Origin of the sequence: Corynebacterium casei LMG S-19264, assembly GCF_000550785.1 — a bacterium.
In the GTDB taxonomy this organism is placed as follows: domain Bacteria; phylum Actinomycetota; class Actinomycetes; order Mycobacteriales; family Mycobacteriaceae; genus Corynebacterium; species Corynebacterium casei.
In genome coordinates, this window is record NZ_CP004350.1 from 3,020,148 (window position 1) to 3,037,655 (window position 17,508).

Consider the following 17,508-nt stretch of genomic DNA (forward strand, 5'->3'; position numbering starts at 1 on the left):
CGACGCTAATGGTATAGCCTTTGCCGGAACTTGTTCCCTCGCTTCGCCTCCTCAACCTCGGTCTAGTTCTATTAGCAAAGGTAGTTGAGCTAAAGGAAGATCTTTGGCGCCACATCCTTTTTAAACTCTGGACCATATTTCTTCGAATCTCATATGCGTCTACCGTTTCCACGCCGAAAACAGGCAAGTAAAGAATGACCTAAAACGGGTGGGTACTTTAGTACCTTTTGGCCGTCATTTCATCAATCAAGTTCCGAACGGCAGGAATCAATCGGGCAATCCTGAGAATCAACGCGTCCACCAACCCATCACGAAAACATAGATGAAGGAGGCAGTCCACGAAGGCCACGACGTTGGCCACTCCGACCAAAAATCTTGTCCCCTGGAGATATAGCCGCGGTCACCATCTACGCGCAGAAGTAGCAGCACAGCACGCAAAGACAACTGAATTGCACTAAAGCACCGGACAGAATTCGTGAAGTGGCTTACATTGAACTTCAAGACTGTTACACAACACATCTTTGGAGGAAGCTCATGGCTGAGCAGAATTACGATTTCATCATCGTCGGTGCGGGTTCATCAGGAAATGTCATTGCGCGCAGGCTTATCGATGCCGGCCGCAAGGTCGCCATCATCGAAGCCGGACCTTATGACACCAACCCGGATATCACCAAGGTTTATGACCTGGGCAGGCTATGGCACAGCGAGCAGGACTGGAACTACCGCACCTTGCCACAATCACACGCCAACAACCGTGAGCTACACATTCCGCGCGGCAAGGTCATGGGCGGTTCGCATGCGCTCAACGCCACTATCTGGGTGCGCGGTGCGAAAGAAGACTACGACACCTGGGCATATCTCGGCAGCGATGGCTGGTCTTGGGATGACGTTCTTCCGGTGTTTAAGTCCATTGAGAACTACCCCGATGGCGATCCGGAAACCCGCGGCCGTGACGGTCTGCTGGATGTCCGCAGCGACTATGAAACCAACCCACTACAAGACGCCATGCTGGAGGCCGGCCAGCAAGCCGGCATTCCGCTCAACGAGGACTACAACTCCGGCAACCCCGAAGGAATCGGCCGGATTCAAGCCAATGTCCGCGATGGCAATCGCTTCAACACCTGGCATGCATATCTGAAGCCAGTTGCAGATCATGACAACCTCACCATCATCACCGACGCCAAGGTTCAGCGCGTGATCATTGACGGTGACGCGGTCACGGGCGTGGAGATAAGGGGTGAGGGTGGCATCGAGAAGCTATATGCACATGAAACCATCCTGTGCGCCGGCACGCTGAACTCCCCCGAAATAGTCCTGCGCTCCGGCATTGGCCCTGCTGAGGAACTCGAAGCACTGGGTGTGACCGTTACCCATAATCTGCCTGGCGTGGGCAAGAACCTGCACGACCACGTGCTATCCCCGGTCATTTTTGAAGCAACCGAAAATGAAATCCCAGCTTCTGCTGTGCTACCTGCCGAAGTGCACGTATTTACCAAGTCCACCCCAGGCAAGTCCGTGCCGGATACCCAACCGCTGTATTTCTCCATCCCGATGTACAACGAGGACATGGAAGGCCCCGCCAACGCCTTTACACTCATGGGCGGGCTGTGTCCGGCTTCCCGCGGCGAGCTAACCCTAACTGGACCAGAAGATGATGACCCGATTGCACTCGACCTGGGTGTGCTCAGCGTGCAATCCGATATGGATGCGCTGGTAGCGTCCGTCAAGGAATCCCGCGAAGTCGGCCGCCAAGAAGCCCTGGCCGAATGGGGCCAGTAGAAATCTACCCCGGCGCGGAGATTTCCGACGATGACCTGGAAGACTACGTGCGCCGCACCGTGATTACCTATCACCACCAGGTCGGCACCTGCAAGATGGGCATCGATGCCCTCTCCGTGGTCTCCCCACGTAACCTGCGCGTTTATGGCCTAAGCGGCCTCCGCGTTGCCGATGCCTCCATCATGCCGCTGGTTCCCTCCGGCAACACCAACGCACCAACCATCATGATTGCTGAGCGCGCCGCACAATTCATCCTCGATGAGGTGAACTAGCGTCTTCCTCGGAGGCAGGTCTTACCGGGCATTGAAGTGTCCCCCAAGGCCTACTCAAATTAGCTTAGTTTTCCAAGAATTCCACCTATTCGGACACCCCACTTAAGTTCGCGAAGTTCTCCAACACGAATGGTTAATTAACCTCTCCTTTTTAGAAAGGACACTGCTCGAAGCCGACGCAGTGAGGAAGAACCGCCACTGATCATAAAGCTGAAGCCGAGAAACACTAATGCACCCGCCCCAATATTGGGACCATCGGGCAGGGTCTCTACGAATCGAACCATTAGTAATCCCGCCACAATATAGGCAATATCAAACCAGAAAAAGTGCACTTTGATAAATACCAGTGGAATACCAATTGGAATCGCAATTACCCCACTCGCGAACGCCAGCACAGCCAAACCATTGAGATCAAAGAACTGATCCTCTGGAAATACAAAGACCGATATCAATCCGATGACTGCGATTAACGCCTCGGGAATGGGCAGGGCAAAACGTTTCAGTTGATATAGTCGCTTTTCAGCCGGTCCCATTATTTCACCTCAAACTGTTCAACTGAGTCTTATAAGTGACACTCAGTGCATAAGTCCAATTTCTAACCTGATTGATGATTGACCAACGACAATTAGCCCGTATTCGTTTCAATGACTGGACGCGGAAACAGAAGCACTATTTAGAGCGCGGTTTCTTAGCGAAGCGCGACGCTAAAATCCTCCGCAGCGTGTGTGAGCATCCGCTGATGACACAAGCTATGCCCACCAGCAGAATTAAGCCTTCACCAATGTATGCCCCATCCGGCAGCCCAAGAATGTATCTGTACGCCAATACGCCTGCGACAACATAGGCGAAGTCGAACCAGAAAAGCCCACCTTAGCTAAAAGCAGAGGAATTCCGATAGGAAGGGAAATCACCGCAGACGCCAGAATCATGCCGCCAAAAGTATTGATGTCAAAATACTGGTCCTCAGGAAAGAAAACCAAAAGAACTATACCGATAAGTATGAGCAAGACTTCCGGAATCGGCCAAGCGAACTTTCCTTGGCGAGATAGACGCTGCTCCCTTTTTGTCATAGCATCCCCTAACCGTTGATAGCCTCAATAAACACTAATGCATTTTGGGCTATATATACCTTCATTTGTTAAAGCCCATCCGCAACAAAGCGACATCTGGGATTGAAGGAAACTCAGCACCAACCGAGTTCTACTGTGACATGATTACGACTACCTCACTACTTCCTGTCCGGGCTCTTTAGATAGATCTCATAGTCTCTCCGAACCTTATAACCATGGCACTCAGCTTCTATTTCTCTAGAAAGAGCATCACCTTCCTGTGCCCATGCATATTTATCAAATCCTTGTTTCCATGTTTCTGCCTGTTCTTCAGGACCATCCGCATAGTTGTTCCGCCATGATTCGAGCCAATCATAAAGGCGTTCTTCAAGACCTTTGCTGAACATAAAGTTGCGTGGAGTGGGTGGCCAGCCTCGGTATGTTGGAATAGGCGGGTTGTCGCACCACAAACCCCACTCCATTCCATATTCGGGTAGCAGCGATATTATGTTCTTAACCAATGACGACACTCCCTCCATTGGCCTCCTCCGTCACCATCGGTCAAGGCCGTGTGAATCCTTTTCGTGTTACACCAGGCTGTTACATAGCTACGCGTCTTAGTCCAAGTGTTATACCTTGTTCGCCCGTAGATACCAAGTCTAATCGGTTCGAAAGATTCAGACGAGAGCAATGTGTGGGCCACACAAGTTTGAAAATCTGTCCAATTTTGCAGACTGATATTGGGGTTAATGGAGGGCTAATACATCTCAGCCGGATGGGTAGCAAGGCTTTAGACTATTAGTCATGATGGACAATGAATACGCTGCGCTTGGTTTTTCCTACGACTCCTTTGATGATTTGATGTACGATCTCATGGAGGAGACCTGTGGAAAGGCCCTCGTGGTTCCTGGTTTTGAGGGTGTTGTGGTCTATCAGGACCCGACCGGCCCGCGCATGGCCGCGTTTAAAGATGAGGAAGGCTGGCGTACCACTCCAGGTTTCTTGACCGACGCCCCGATTGATGCGACCGCCTACCGTGCCGGTGATTTCATCACCCACGTCGCACTTCACCGCGCGAATAACGGTGAGGTTTTCACCAACGTTATTGCCGCAAGCGATGAGTTCTTCGCGCTGCCTGCCGGCAATCCTGCTGGCGGCCAAAGCGTTCTCACTTCCCAAGGTGCGTTGAGCGCCTGGGCGACAGACTACGAGCTTTTCGATGACACCACCGCCTGGGCCGCCTCCGACAAAGCCTTTGAATCCAAAGCTGCCGATGGCACTAGGCAGACCACCCCGAACATGTTGTTTAGCCCGTCCGCAGAGAAGTTCCACAAGAACCTCAGCCCCCGCGACTTGAGTCCTTATGCCAAGCTCGTTGGCGAAATCGCTTCTATTAAAAAGCGCACCAACCAGCTGACTAAGCAGACCTTCCTCATCGCGAGCATCGACTACCCCGCGGGCGAACTACCAGTACTGCTTCCCGGCGACGCCACCATCAAGACCGGCAACGTATTCGACGGCACCGTCTTCCTTTCCTTCGGCGCCGGCTTCTGGGCCAGCCGCGACAAGAAGTAGCGTGCACCAAGCACAACCCGGAGCAATTTCTCCAACTCTCTTTATTCAGGGCATCTCTAGCGGTAGGCTGCAATTAACTAACCACCTACCGTTGGGGGAATAAAGTTATGGGGCTCGCTGAATTCGCACTTCTCTTAGGGGTTATTGCCGTTCCAGTGGCAATAATCTTCTTAACTGTCTTAGCTGCCTTGTTCGTTTTCTCTAAGGTCAAAGAACGCAACGATCATCAGGCTTAAGCAGACATAAAAATGAGGCTATGGGTTCAACCCGTAGCCTCATTTTTGCGTGCACCTTACAGCGCTGGTGTTGGAGATGTTGCTTAGGAAACACCTTCGGTGACTCGCGCGCGGGAGTCGGCGGATGCGGCTGGTTCGGTGGTGACGGTCTTTTCAACTGCTGGGGACTTCGGGATAGCCACGGTGCAGATAACGCCGATGATCGCGACACCAGCGAACATACCGAATGCCCAGGTTGGGCCGAAACCGGCGCCAATCATGAGACCGGTTGCAACCGGGCCGACGATTCCGCCGAGACGGCCGAAGCCGGCACACCACGCAACGCCAGCAGCGCGTGCCGAGGTATCAAAGTAGTTGGACGTCAGACCGTAAGTCAGAACCTGAGTTCCCAGCACGCCAACGCCGGCGATGACGATTGGGATGTACGTCAAGAACACGTTGTTGGTAAACGGCAGTATCATCAGTGAGATAGCCGCGAGGGTAAAAGTCACGGTGATAACTGCCTTTGCGCCGACGCGGTCAGCGACCTTGGAGGCGAGCAGGCCACCGACAACCGCGCCACCGTTGAGGAACAGCAGGGTGTACATCGAGTGCGCAGACGATGCCCCGTTGTTCTCCATGATCACGGGCAGCCAGGTGTTTAGGCCATAGGTGGACAGCAGTCCGACGAAGCTCATCGTGCCAATGAGCAGCGTGCCGGGGAGGTACACACGGGAGAAGATTGCGGCGAAGCCTGACTTACCGGTTGGGTTCTCCGCAGAAACTGCCGGAGTTCCGCTTTCAATAGCGTCGCGGCTGACAGGCTTGGTCAGGAACTGGGATTCTGGCAGGCCAAATTTAGTGCATAGTTCCTGTGCACGCATGGACTGACCGGTGGCAACAAGCCACTTCGGAGACTCTGGGAGCAAGAACCATGCTGCAGGCAGCAGGAAGAGAATCGGGGTTGCGCCGATAAGGAATAGCCCACGCCAGCCGATGGCATCTTCCAAAGCGAGCGCCAACAGCGAAGCCATCACGCCACCGGCGGGGACACCGGAGTATGCAATGGCGTTGAAGAAATTGCGGCGACCAGCTGGTGCGAACTCAGCGACGATCGCGCCGCCGGTCGCGACGATGATTCCAACGCCCAAGCCGGTGAAGAAACGCAGTGCACCGAAGGCAAAGACGGAGGTGGTCAGCGCAGTCAGACCCATTCCGATGGAGAACCACGCGATGGCGGTGAGAAATACTCGACGGCGGCCTAGTCGGTCACCGATCGCGCCGGCGGACAGTGCACCGATGGTCACACCGATCATCGCCCAGGAACCCAAGGTTCCGGCGACGCCAGGGCTGAGCTGACCAATCTGCGAAGGATCCGCCAACAGGTTTGGCAAGACCGCGCCGTAAATAACAAGGTCATAGCCGTCAAATAGGATGGTGATAGCTACAATGGCGAGCACGCCATATACTGTTCGTTTATGCGCAGGCGACTCCCATATTTGGGAAGACGCTTGAGGCTTTGTAGAGGATGTGGTCATCGCTGCTCCTTTAAAAGTGTGGCCACAGGGAAAGTGAAAAACGCCAATGTGTTCTTTCACATAAACCAATCAAACAGCGAGCCAGAGCATTCGTCTTTAGGGCAATTCCTACATTCCACCGCGGGTCGGCCGTACGCTAGTCGGACGTACCAACAGTCGGATCAGCCGATTACTTTGGCGACCATTTTCCAAATCGGTTTCTGACGGGATAACTAGAGCCTCCCAAAGCAGAAATTACGCAATACCCGGCCAGAGCTCGTGGAGATGACAACCAAGCCCGACTAATTTGCGCCACATGTTGGTCGCACAACAATACAAATCAGCGGAGCCAACTCACTCAAGAACACACTACCTTCGATAATTATCAAGCTCACCTCGGATTTCTCAATCACCATCCTGCGATACATTCACCATGCATTGACTGGAAGTTTTTCGGCTGCACACTAACCGAAACTCGCCAACGAGTGACAAAAGTAGTGCTTTGAACAGGGACGATCCCCTGCCGCGTGAATTACCCTAGCCTGTAATAGCTCCCCCGGGGCCGGGGAATTCCAGCCAGTCAATTACTTAGGGCAAGCAGGCATTTATTAAATTGCAGTTATCGAATTTCCCAAAAGTTGGACCCTTAAATGGTGTACTTTTCGTCCTTAGGCATATCTACATAGAGGGCCGGGCCCGGGATGGAACGGCGGGGCTGGCTATCCCAAAATTAGTACTCCTATTACTCCACGTATTGCGGCATTAAAATCTCATAAACCGTCACATACTGCAAAAGCGGAGATCGTTCAACGCCCTTTCGCCATTTGATTGATCTACACGCACGCGACCACTAAACGAAACGGTCCAATCGAACACTTAGGTCACTATTTGATAACATTCCTAGCATCTATTGCCAGCGTATTTTATCTGTGCGAAGGTTGCCTTGCGGAGCAAAGTGCTCCCCTCGCCGAAAGGAAATATCACCGATGCAAAAAGCTTTACGTACCGTGCTCGCTTTTTGCTCGTTGGCACAATTGGCACGCACACACCAGTTGCCTTTGCCAAAGAAGACCCCATTAAAGCAGGAGAGCGGATTAGCAATGAAGTTATGAGTGCCCCTAACCCAGAAACTGCAATCAATGGCCTCTCTCAAGCCGAACGAGAGACGTTTGAACTATACAACACGCCAAGTGACGTTGAGACTATTGAAACTGAGACCCTTCAGGCCGCAACCATGGCCAACAAGTATTGTCGAATAGATGGTGTGACATTCGGCCAGAAAGCCATTCTCGGAAATACTCTCTACACTTGGTGGCAAAGAGTCGAGATTTGCGGAAATCCTGGTGTTCAAATTGACGACGTAAGGATTCTAGAAGCAGGTGGTGAGACAAAGACTCCCACCTGGTCATACGACGGAAACGCAAACACTCCAACGGCCTACGCAACAACTGGGGGACAATGGACTTCGAGGTCCTCAGAATCTTTTAGCCAAACGAGGCTCAATCGACGCACTGAATGCGTAACTGCAACAATTGTCCCTTCGGGTGAATACAGAGCAACTAGCACTTGCTAATACATCGGAGCACCGTGTCAAAGATTCAAAGTGTAGTAGCAGTACTTTTCGTATGCATCATAGCAGCGGCATTTGGCTTTCCCTATTTGTTCCCTGTAACTATCCTAGCCGCTTTCTACTCGTACTCTGTGGGGAGAAAGAAACCAAACGAGCGGGATAATTGGAAAATACCCTTTTGGGCTTCGGTTATCACCTCAATTATTCTGATTGCCGATATCCTCTGGTTCCATCCTTCGGAGATAGTCGAACCAACCCAAACTCCTTGGGAAAGTTCAGACTGGCAACCAAAAGAATAGAATTTAGGCATTCAACTACTAAGGAATTTTTGCGGCTGCGTGTAATCTCGTAATAATAAATCCTGAAAGTCCCGGCCGAGTTCGTCTCGCCGGGATTTTAGTGGTGAAGGCTAGGCCTGCAACAGGGATTTTTTAGGCTACGCCTTCGGCAACCTTGAATGGTGCGCCGGTGATTTCCTTGAGCTCTTCCAGGGTGACCTCAGGTGCGAGCTCAACCAGGGTGAGGCCTTCTTCGGCATCGACGTCAAAGACGGCGTGGGTGGAGACAATCTTGCCCACGCACTTAGCGCCGGTCAAAGGCAGGGCGCACTCGCTAAGAATCTTCGGGGTGCCCTTCTTAGTCACGTGGTCAGTCATCACGATGATGGTTTCAGCACCGTGGACCAGGTCCATTGCGCCGCCCATGCCGCGGACCATCTTGCCTGGAATCATCCAGTTAGCCAAGTCGCCGTACTGCGAGATTTCCATCGCGCCGAGGACGGCAACGTCGACGGAGCGGGAGCGGATCATCGCAAAGCTAGTGGATGAGCTGAAGTAGCTCGCGCCCGGCGCGGCAGTAATTGTCTCCTTGCCGGCGTTGATCAGTTCCGGATCCATCTGCTCTTCGGTGGGGTATGCACCCACGCCGAGAATGCCGTTTTCGGAGTGCAGGATAACTTCCTTATCCGCAGGAACGAATCCGGGCACCTTGGTTGGGATACCAATACCAAGGTTGACGTACTGGCCATCTTCTAGTTCAGCAGCAACGCGCGCCGCCATTTGATCATGTGTCCAAGTCATTAGCTCTGCACCGTCCTGTACTCAATTCCTGTTTCCTGCTCGCCGACCACAACAACGCGGTCCACGAAGATGCCTGACAGGTCAACTTCTTCTGGATCCAAAACATCCACGAAGTGCTCCACCTGGGCGATGGTGACCTTGCCGCTCATTGCTGCATCTGGGTTGAAGTTCTGCGCGGTCTTGCGGAAAGACAGGTTGCCGTAGCGGTCACCCTTGTGCGCGTGGACCAGCGCGAAGTCGGTGCGAATGCCGGTTTCCAGCACATAGGTTTCGCCATCGAACTCGCGAGTTTCTTTGGGCTGGGAGTACTCGGCAACGGAACCGTCAGAGTTATAGCGCATGGGCAAGCCGCCCTCTGCAACCTGTGTGCCCACACCGGCGATGGTGTAAAACGCTGGAATACCTGCGCCACCAGCACGCATACGCTCAGCCAAGGTGCCCTGCGGAGTGAACTCAACGGTGAGCTCACCCGCCAGGTACTGGCGTGCGTACTCCTTGTTGAACCCAATGTAGGAACCGATGGAGTGCGTAATGCGGCCATCTTCCAGCAGCAAGCTCAAGCCGAAGCCATCAGCACCCAAGTTATTGGACACGATGGTGAGGTCATTTGGACCCGAAGCGCGTAGGGCTTCGATGAGCACGGTAGGAATGCCTACCAGCCCAAAGCCACCGACGGCGATCGAGGATCCCGAAGAAATGTCTTGCACCGCCTCTGTGGCGGAATTAGTCCTTTTATCAACCATGTGCCACATGCTACACTCAAGTTCATCATTAGTACAACGGTTCGCAATGCGCACATTTATGGTGTGTTCAGCAACCCTGGAAGGAGAGTTATGACTAGTCCCTCAAGTGACTTTGTTCAGTCTTTTGCGCGTGGACTGATGGTGATCCGGTCTTTTGACGCCACCGCATCTTCACAAACCCTGTCTCAAGTGGCTGCTGCCACCGGCCTATCCCGCGCGGCAGCTAGACGCTTTCTTCACACCTTGGTGGAAGAAGGCTACGCCGTAAATAATGACGGCCAGTTCACCTTGACCCCGCGCGTGCTGGAATTGGGCTACAGCTACCTATCCGCGCTGACCTTGCCTGCGCTGGCGCAGCCGCGGCTGGAGAGCCTATCCGCGCAGGTGGGCGAATCCTGTTCGATGTCGGTGCTTGATGGCACGGATATCCACTATGTCTCGCGCGTGGCGGTGCGCAAGATCATGACGGTCAACATCACCATCGGCACGCGCTTTCCAGCCCACTCCACCTCGATGGGCCGCGTGCTCCTGGCCGGGATGCCAGATGCAGAAATCCGCAGTTTCTTGGACTCGGTGCCGCTGTCACACGGACTCACGCCGCGTTCATTGACGGACAAGGAGCAACTATTCGAAGAAATCATTGCCGTGCGCAGCAAGGGCTGGGCACTAGTAGACCAAGAGTTGGAACTTGGCCTGCGTTCACTGGCGGCGCCGATTACAGACGCTGAAGGAAAAGTGGTAGCAGCCATTAACATCTCCACGCAATCTGCAGTGAGTTCCGTTAATGAGCTGACCGGCAATTACCTTCCGGTGTTGCTATCTACCGCAAGCGAGATTTCCCGCGACCTGGTCATGGCCAGCAATTAATCCCTAGCTTTAAATACCTCTAATAAATGAAGGAGTCTTCAATGACCAACCAGAACGATAATGACATTGTCTTTTGCTCCCCACTGCGCACTCCAGTGGGACGCTACGGCGGAGTATTCAAGGATGTTCCGGTAGAAGATCTGGCTACCACCGTGGTCGATGCCATCGTGGAGCGCACCGGGACCACCGCCAAGGACGTAGATGACATTATCTTGGGCCAGGCGAGCCCGAATGGTGCAGCACCAGCACTTGGTCGCATCGTTGCGCTGAACTCGGCCTTGGGCAAGGAAGTACCGGGCATGCAGCTGGATCGCCGTTGTGGTTCGGGCCTGCAGGCACTCATGACCGCGGCCGCACACGTGGCTATGGGCGCGGCTGATCTCATTATCGCTGGTGGCGCGGAGTCTATGTCGCGCACCGAGTACACCGTTGATGGCTCCATCCGCTGGGGTGTCAAGGGCGGCGACATGCAGCTGCGTGACCGCCTGGCTGAGGCACGTGAGACCGCTGGCGGCAAGAACCACCCAATTCCTGGCGGCATGATTGAAACCGCTGAGAACGTTCGCCGCGAGTACAAGCTCACGCGCGAAGCACAGGACCAGATGGCAGCAGCATCGCACGAGCGCGCGCTGAAGGCACAAGCAGAGAACTGGTTCGAGGAAGAAATCGTGCCAGTCACCATTCCTGCCAAGAAGCGTGGCCAGGAGCCAACCGTCGTGACCGCCGATGAGGGCCCACGCGAGGGTTCCACCCCAGAAAAGCTTGCTTCGCTGCGCTCTATCCGCGGCAAGCAGGATGAAGAAGCAACCGTGACCGCGGGTAACGCATCCTCGCAAAACGATGGCGCCGCAGCGATGATTGTTACTACCCGCGCCAAGGCCGCTGAGCTAGGACTTACCCCGCTGTTAAGCCTCAAGGGCTGGGCTGTTGCAGGTGTCGCGCCAGAGACCATGGGCGTTGGCCCAGTTCCAGCAACCAAGAAGGCACTGGAGCGCACCGGCGTCAGCTTGGATGACCTGGATGCAATTGAGCTCAACGAAGCTTTCGCGGCGCAGGCACTCGCTGTGCTGCAGGAATGGGACTTAGCGTGGGATGATTCCCGCCTGAACACTTGGGGTTCGGGTATCTCCCTGGGTCACCCAGTTGGCGCGACCGGCGCCCGCATGCTGGTGACTTTGGCGCACCGCCTCAAGCGCGAGGGTGGCCAGTTGGGTCTTGCCACCATGTGCATCGGTGGCGGTCAGGGCATGGCAGCAGTTGTAGAAAAGGAAGGCTAAAAACACATGGCACAGTTGCACTTTGTTGAATACGGACCACGCAAGGCGGAGACTCCACAGGGCACCTTGGTGTTCATCGGGTCGATTGCCTCCACGGTTGATATGTGGTTGCCGCAGCTCGATGCGCTTTCCGATGTCTTCCGCGTCATCGCCGTCGACCACCGCGGCCACGGCCACTCCCCTGTTATTGAGGGCCCTGCCTCCATTGCGGATCTGGCAAGTGACGTGCAAGAAACCATCGAAAAGCACGGCGTTGACACCTACGGTGTTGTCGGCCTTTCCCTCGGCGGCGCGGTTGCGCAGTACCTCGCGGCTAATGATCCGAAGGTCACCTCGGCAGCCTTTTTGTGCACGGCACCGAAATTTGGCACTCCTGAATCCTGGCATGAGCGCGCGCGGACCGTGCGTGCAGATTCCACCGCCGCGCTTGCCGATGCCGTCGTGGGGCGCTGGTTCTCCGAAGGCTGGATTGCCGAAAATCCAGCATCGACCGCGTTCTACCGCAACATGATCGCCACCACCCCGGCCGAAGGCTACGCGTCTTGCTCTGAAGCTTTGGCTGACTGGGACTTTGCGGGTGAACTCCCGAAGATTTCTGTTTCCGTGCTGGTTCTGGCTGGCGCCGATGACCCTTCTACCCCACCTGAAGTGCTCAAAGGTATCGGCGAAGCAGTCAGCGGCGAATCCACTTACGTGGAAATCAAGCCCGGCGCGCACGTGCCCACCATCGAGGCACCGCAGGAAGTCACCGATGCCCTGCGCGCGCACTTTACGCGCTGGAGCCTCATCATGAGTGAGAGAAAGTCTGCAGGATAAACGCGCCTGCAGGCTTTTTTCTGGTTTACTCGCGTAGAGCTTGGGCGAGCGCTGCGGGGAGTTCGGTGCGGGTGCGGATGCGTAACTTGCGGTAGATACGCGTGAGGTGAAACTCCACGGTCTTGGGTGAAAGGAAGAGCTGCGCGGCGATTTCCTTGTTGGTCAACCCGCTGGCGGCGTGATGGGCGACTTCTAATTCCTGCGTCGTTAACGAAGACACCGAATTTTGCCGCGGACCCAACCCTCCGGCACGCCGCTCGCGGTTGATCTTTTCTACATACGCATGCGCGCCCATGGATTGATAGACCTCGGCTGCGCGAGCTAGGTAGCCATCCGCATCCCGGCGTCGACCCAGCCTGCGTAGCGCCTGGCCAAAGGCAAAAAGCGTTCTGCCCTGATAGGGGCGCATGTGGGTATTAGCCATCATTTCGATGCATTCTTCATATAACTTGACGCCCCGGTCAGCCTCACCCAACACCAACGCTTGATGGGCACGCTCAGCGACCAGGCGCGCTTTGAGACCCAGATTATTTACGCGGTTAGCATCTTCTTCTGCAATGCCAAGAAGCTCATCTGCTTCTTCCAGGCGCTTGGTTTTTAGTAGCACGTGAACTGCTAAGTCGCGCCATGGCCAAAATCCGGGCTGGCTAATAGTTTGCTTCTTATCTAACTCAATGAGTTGGTCTGTCGCACGGACAGCATCAACCATCTGGTTTTCCCGCAAGCCCGTGACCACGCGTGTAATCGCAGCAGGAACTTTCTGAATGACAAAGGCATCGTTGCTGATGATCAAACGGTTTCGGTAATCCGCAGCGATGGAATAATCACCCCGCAGTTGCGAAATGATTGCACCAGTCCACAGCAATAACGGATCAAGGAGGTCAATCCCGAAGTAATCGGATTGGAACAGTCCCTTTTTCACCGTGGCGAGCGCATCATCCCATTCACCGAGTAAAAACTCCGCGCGCGCAAGCCACGCAATCTGCCACAAATCGATACGGGTTGCGCCTTCTTCGCGTGGAAGCTGCTGAAGTTCTTGTCGGGCAGAAACCGGATCATCGTTGGCCAGTTTGACCCAGCCCACCACCATATGACGGCGTTGGGCTAGCACTTTGGACTCCCCTGGCATCACCGGCATGTCAACATTTGCTCCGGTCAGAGCTACTTTCGCGACGTTGGCGATATAGCTTGCGGACAAGGCGGGCTCTGATTCAGGTCCGCCCCATTTCACCGCTTCTTCTGCGGCTTCAAGAACGCCCTGCAGATTCCAGTTAGCAATTTCCGCCAAAGCTTTATACCCAGCTAGCTGCGCGCGTACGGCATCGGGAGCGCTTTTTTCTAAATCTGCGTTGCTAAACCGTGCCATGGCTTCGTTACGCCGTCCTTGGTGGATAACCAAGTACCCCAATAAAGAATCGCGCCACATATTCGGCGCTCGGGTATCCAAAGTGCGGGCATGATGCGCTACCGCACGGATATTGGACGAAGAAACTAAGGCTTCCATCTGGTTGAGCTCATATTGGCGTTGGTGGGCTTCAGTGGCAGCCAATTCAGAAGCTAATTGATAAAACTGCGCGGCCTCCTTCCAACGCCCCGCGCTGCCCAGGCTATCGGCAGTTTTTGCAAGCTCGGTGGAAACATTTTCATCGTAACTGTTAAGGCTTCGCGCGCGGTGCACTAGTTCCTCAGCGGCTTCCCCATGTTCAAGTACATGGACGTGAAAATCACGCCACTGGCCAAGCACCCTAACGCACTGAAGTACAACCTTCACGAGGATTAAACACAAAAGCCCGGGCATCACCGCATCTAAACTGCAGGATGCTCGGGCTTTTGTTTTGTAGGTAAGCTGCCTAGCTGCTTCCCTACTTCACGACCAGGTTAACCATGCGTCCAGGAACGTAGATCTTCTTGACCACGTTCTTGCCATCGGTCAGCGCGACGATCTTTTCATCGGCAAGCGCGGCTGCAAGAACGGTGTCCTGGTCGGCGTCGGCGGGGACAGAGACACGCGACTTGACCTTGCCCATGACCTGGATTGGGATTTCAATCTCATCGTCCTTGAGCCACTTCTCATCAAAGGTTGGGAAGTCAACGAAGGTGATGGTGTCCTCGTGGCCGAGCTTGTTCCACAGCTCTTCGGCGAGGTGCGGTGCAACCGGTGCCGTCATGATGATGGCTGGTTCAATCGCGGCACGTGGAACACTCTTGCCGTAGTTCTTGGTGAGGTAGTTGGTGTACTCAATCAACTTCGCCACAGCAGTGTTCGCGCGTAGGTGGTCGTAGTCATCACGGATACCGGCGATGGTGCGGTGAAGCTGCTTATTGTCTTCATCGTTAAGCTCTGCGTCCGAAACCGTGATTTCACCGGTGGTCTCATCGACGACCAAGCGCCACAGGCGCTGCAAGAAGCGCTGCGCACCGACAACATCCTTGGTTGCCCATGGACGAGAAGTGTCCAAAGGACCCATGGACATCTCGTAGACACGCAGGGTGTCCGCGCCGAATTCCTCGCAGAAATCATCCGGGCCAATCGCGTTCTTCAGCGACTTACCCATCTTGCCGTATTCCTGGTTGACCTCTTCGCCGTTGTAGAAGAACTTGCCGTCCTTCTCCCCTACCTCGGCTGCTGGTACGTAGATGCCGCGGGAATCGGTGTAGGCATAAGCCTGGATATAGCCCTGGTTGTACAGGCGACGGTATGGCTCCTTGGAGGTGACATGGCCCAAGTCATAGAGCACCTTGTGCCAGAAACGGGAGTACAGCAAGTGCAGCACGGCGTGCTCCACACCGCCGACGTACAGGTCAACGCCGCCTGGATCATTCGGGCCATGAACATCTGGCTGTGGGCCAGTCCAGTAACGCTCATTTTCAATATCTACTACTGCCTCATCATTGACCGGATCAATGTAGCGCAGCTGGTAGAAGGAAGAACCTGCCCACTGCGGCATGACATTCGCGTCACGGTAGTAGGTCTTAGTGCCCTCACCCAGGTCGAGTTCAACCGCAATCCACTCCTTGGCCTTCGCCAATGGTGGCTGTGGCTCGGAATCAGCGGCATCAGGATCGAAAGACACTGGCTGGTAGTCCTCGACCTCTGGCAGTTCAATCGGCAGCATCGACTCAGGCAGCGCGTGCGCCTGGCCATCCTCGTCGTAGACGATTGGGAAAGGCTCGCCCCAGTAACGCTGACGCGCAAAGAGCCAGTCGCGCAGCTTGTACTGGATCTTCTCAACGCCTAAGTCCTTGGACTCCAACCATTCAATGGTCTTGGCGATGGCATCGGACTTGCTCAGACCATTGATGTCCAGGCCCTCATCGTTCGCGGAGTTCACCACGGTGCCTTCACCGGTGTATGCCTCTTCGGTGATGTCGCCACCGGAAACAACCTCGGTGATCGGCAGTTCAAACTCAGTAGCGAACTCGTAGTCACGGGTATCGTGCGCTGGCACAGCCATAATCGCGCCGGTACCGTAGCCCATCAGCACGTAGTCACCGATGAAGATTGGGATCTGCTTGCCATTGACCGGGTTGGTGGCATAAGCGCCGATGAATACACCGGTCTTTTCCTTGTTTTCCTGACGCTCCAGCTCAGTCTTAGACGCGATGTCCTTCAGGTAAGCCGCGATAGCATCCTGCGGGTTGCTCTTGCCATAGGTCCACTTGGTGTTGATATCCGCACCGTAATCTTCGGTGCTTGCCAGTTCCTTCACCAGCTCGTGCTCAGGAGCCAGCACCATGTACTCAGCACCAAACAGGGTGTCAGGACGCGTGGTAAATACGCGGATGTCGTGGCCCTGGGCATCGAAAGTAACTTCTGCACCGCGGGAACGGCCAATCCAGTTGCGCTGCATGGACTTGACCTTGTCCGACCAATCCAGCAGCTCCAGATCATCCAACAGGCGATCGGAGTACGCGGTAATGCGCATCATCCACTGGCTCAAGTTCTTGCGGAAGACTGGGAAATTGCCGCGGTCAGAACGGCCATCAGCAGTAACTTCCTCATTCGCCAAAACCGTACCCAGACCCGGGCACCAGTTCACGGTGGAGTTAGACAAGTAAACCAGGCGGAACTCATCGACAGCCTTAGCCTGCTCAGCCTTAGACAAGTCGTTGTAAACAGCACCATCCTTGGTGGTGCGGGTGCCTGCTTCTAATTCAGCGATCAGTTCAGAAACCGGGCGTGCCTTGTTCTGATCCTCATCGAACCATGCGTTGTAAATCTGCAGGAAGATCCACTGCGTCCACTTATAGAATTCCGGATCCGTAGTAGCTACCGAACGGCGCTGGTCATGACCCAAGCCCAGCATGCCCAGCTGACGACGCATGTTTTCAATATTCGCCATCGTGGTCGTGCGTGGGTGCGTACCAGTTTGAATAGCGTACTGCTCCGCTGGCAGACCGAAAGCGTCATAACCCAAAGTGTGCAAAACGTTCTTGCCCAGCATGCGGTTATAGCGCGCAAAGACGTCAGTTGCGATATAACCCAGTGGGTGACCAACGTGAAGACCCGCACCGGAAGGATAAGGGAACATGTCCTGGACAAAGAGCTTGTCCTTCGGCAATGGCTTATCGGTGGCTAACTTCCCTACTGGGTTGGCAGCATCAAAAGTGCCGTTATCAATCCAGTACTTCTGCCAGCGCTGTTCAATCTCAGTCGCCAGTTCCGGGGTATAGCGGTGCGTAGTGGTTTCACTAGGGTTCGTCATAGCATCACAGTCTAGTAGGTCAACCCACCAGCAGCGTAAGTTG

Annotated in this window: 12 protein-coding genes and 2 pseudogenes; 6 read left to right on the top strand and 8 right to left on the bottom strand. The window is 54.6% G+C overall.

Annotation, left to right across the window (positions count from 1 at the left end; genetic code table 11):
* Positions 1-534 precede the first annotated feature (534 nt).
* Positions 535-2,051, top strand: a pseudogene (locus CCASEI_RS13755) (GMC family oxidoreductase).
* Between the two features lie 137 nt (positions 2,052-2,188).
* Here CCASEI_RS13755 and CCASEI_RS13760 read toward each other — a convergent pair.
* The 3 genes from CCASEI_RS13760 to CCASEI_RS13770 form a co-directional block, all read right to left on the bottom strand.
* Positions 2,189-2,584, bottom strand: coding sequence for a hypothetical protein (locus CCASEI_RS13760; protein WP_006822207.1), 396 nt, complete (start codon positions 2,582-2,584; stop codon positions 2,189-2,191).
* Between the two features lie 234 nt (positions 2,585-2,818).
* Complete coding sequence (locus CCASEI_RS13765) at positions 2,819-3,121, bottom strand: hypothetical protein (RefSeq protein WP_025388314.1); 303 nt, start codon at positions 3,119-3,121, stop codon at positions 2,819-2,821.
* A 158-nt stretch (positions 3,122-3,279) separates the two neighbouring features.
* A complete protein-coding gene (locus tag CCASEI_RS13770) occupies positions 3,280-3,621 on the bottom strand; it encodes a hypothetical protein (protein ID WP_143341325.1) in 342 nt (113 codons plus the stop codon).
* A 283-nt stretch (positions 3,622-3,904) separates the two neighbouring features.
* On the opposite strand from CCASEI_RS13770, the gene CCASEI_RS13775 reads away from it, so the two are divergent.
* The gene (locus CCASEI_RS13775) at positions 3,905-4,675 is read left to right on the top strand and encodes a hypothetical protein (protein ID WP_025388316.1); all 771 of its coding nucleotides are present in this window, start codon (positions 3,905-3,907) and stop codon (positions 4,673-4,675) included.
* A gap of 319 nt (positions 4,676-4,994) precedes the next feature.
* Here CCASEI_RS13775 and CCASEI_RS13780 read toward each other — a convergent pair whose 3' ends face one another.
* The 3 genes from CCASEI_RS13780 to CCASEI_RS13790 all read right to left on the bottom strand — a co-directional run bounded on the left by CCASEI_RS13780 (position 4,995) and on the right by CCASEI_RS13790 (position 9,799).
* Complete coding sequence (locus CCASEI_RS13780) at positions 4,995-6,428, bottom strand: MFS transporter (RefSeq protein WP_025388317.1); 1,434 nt, start codon at positions 6,426-6,428, stop codon at positions 4,995-4,997.
* 1,980 nt (positions 6,429-8,408) lie between these two features.
* Complete coding sequence (locus tag CCASEI_RS13785) at positions 8,409-9,056, bottom strand: 3-oxoacid CoA-transferase subunit B (RefSeq protein WP_025388318.1); 648 nt, start codon at positions 9,054-9,056, stop codon at positions 8,409-8,411.
* Complete coding sequence (locus tag CCASEI_RS13790; RefSeq protein ID WP_025388319.1) at positions 9,056-9,799, bottom strand: CoA transferase subunit A; 744 nt, start codon at positions 9,797-9,799, stop codon at positions 9,056-9,058. The genes CCASEI_RS13785 and CCASEI_RS13790 overlap by 1 nt, the downstream gene beginning before the upstream one ends.
* A gap of 90 nt (positions 9,800-9,889) precedes the next feature.
* On the opposite strand from CCASEI_RS13790, the gene CCASEI_RS13795 reads away from it, so the two are divergent.
* Genes CCASEI_RS13795 through pcaD form a run of 3 tightly spaced genes read left to right on the top strand, consistent with a single transcriptional unit; the run spans position 9,890 to position 12,759 of the window.
* Positions 9,890-10,666: an IclR family transcriptional regulator domain-containing protein gene (locus tag CCASEI_RS13795; RefSeq protein WP_025388320.1), complete on the top strand. Its 777-nt coding sequence runs from the start codon at positions 9,890-9,892 to the stop codon at positions 10,664-10,666.
* 41 nt (positions 10,667-10,707) lie between these two features.
* Entirely contained in the window at positions 10,708-11,943 is a 1,236-nt protein-coding gene (locus CCASEI_RS13800) for an acetyl-CoA C-acetyltransferase (RefSeq protein ID WP_025388321.1), read from the top strand.
* A 6-nt stretch (positions 11,944-11,949) separates the two neighbouring features.
* Positions 11,950-12,759 (top strand): 3-oxoadipate enol-lactonase, encoded by an 810-nt coding sequence (gene pcaD, locus CCASEI_RS13805; protein WP_025388322.1) that lies wholly within the window; start codon positions 11,950-11,952, stop codon positions 12,757-12,759.
* A gap of 25 nt (positions 12,760-12,784) precedes the next feature.
* On the opposite strand, the gene CCASEI_RS15665 is transcribed toward pcaD, so the two are convergent.
* Positions 12,785-14,263 (bottom strand): helix-turn-helix transcriptional regulator, encoded by a 1,479-nt coding sequence (locus CCASEI_RS15665; RefSeq protein WP_318532815.1) that lies wholly within the window; start codon positions 14,261-14,263, stop codon positions 12,785-12,787.
* A 180-nt stretch (positions 14,264-14,443) separates the two neighbouring features.
* Here CCASEI_RS15665 and CCASEI_RS15130 point away from each other — a divergent pair.
* Positions 14,444-14,539: pseudogene (locus CCASEI_RS15130) on the top strand (muconolactone Delta-isomerase family protein); the annotation flags it as partial.
* 82 nt (positions 14,540-14,621) lie between these two features.
* Here the strand turns inward: CCASEI_RS15130 and leuS are convergent.
* Positions 14,622-17,465 (bottom strand): leucine--tRNA ligase, encoded by a 2,844-nt coding sequence (gene leuS / locus CCASEI_RS13815; protein WP_025388324.1) that lies wholly within the window; start codon positions 17,463-17,465, stop codon positions 14,622-14,624.
* Positions 17,466-17,508 lie beyond the last annotated feature (43 nt).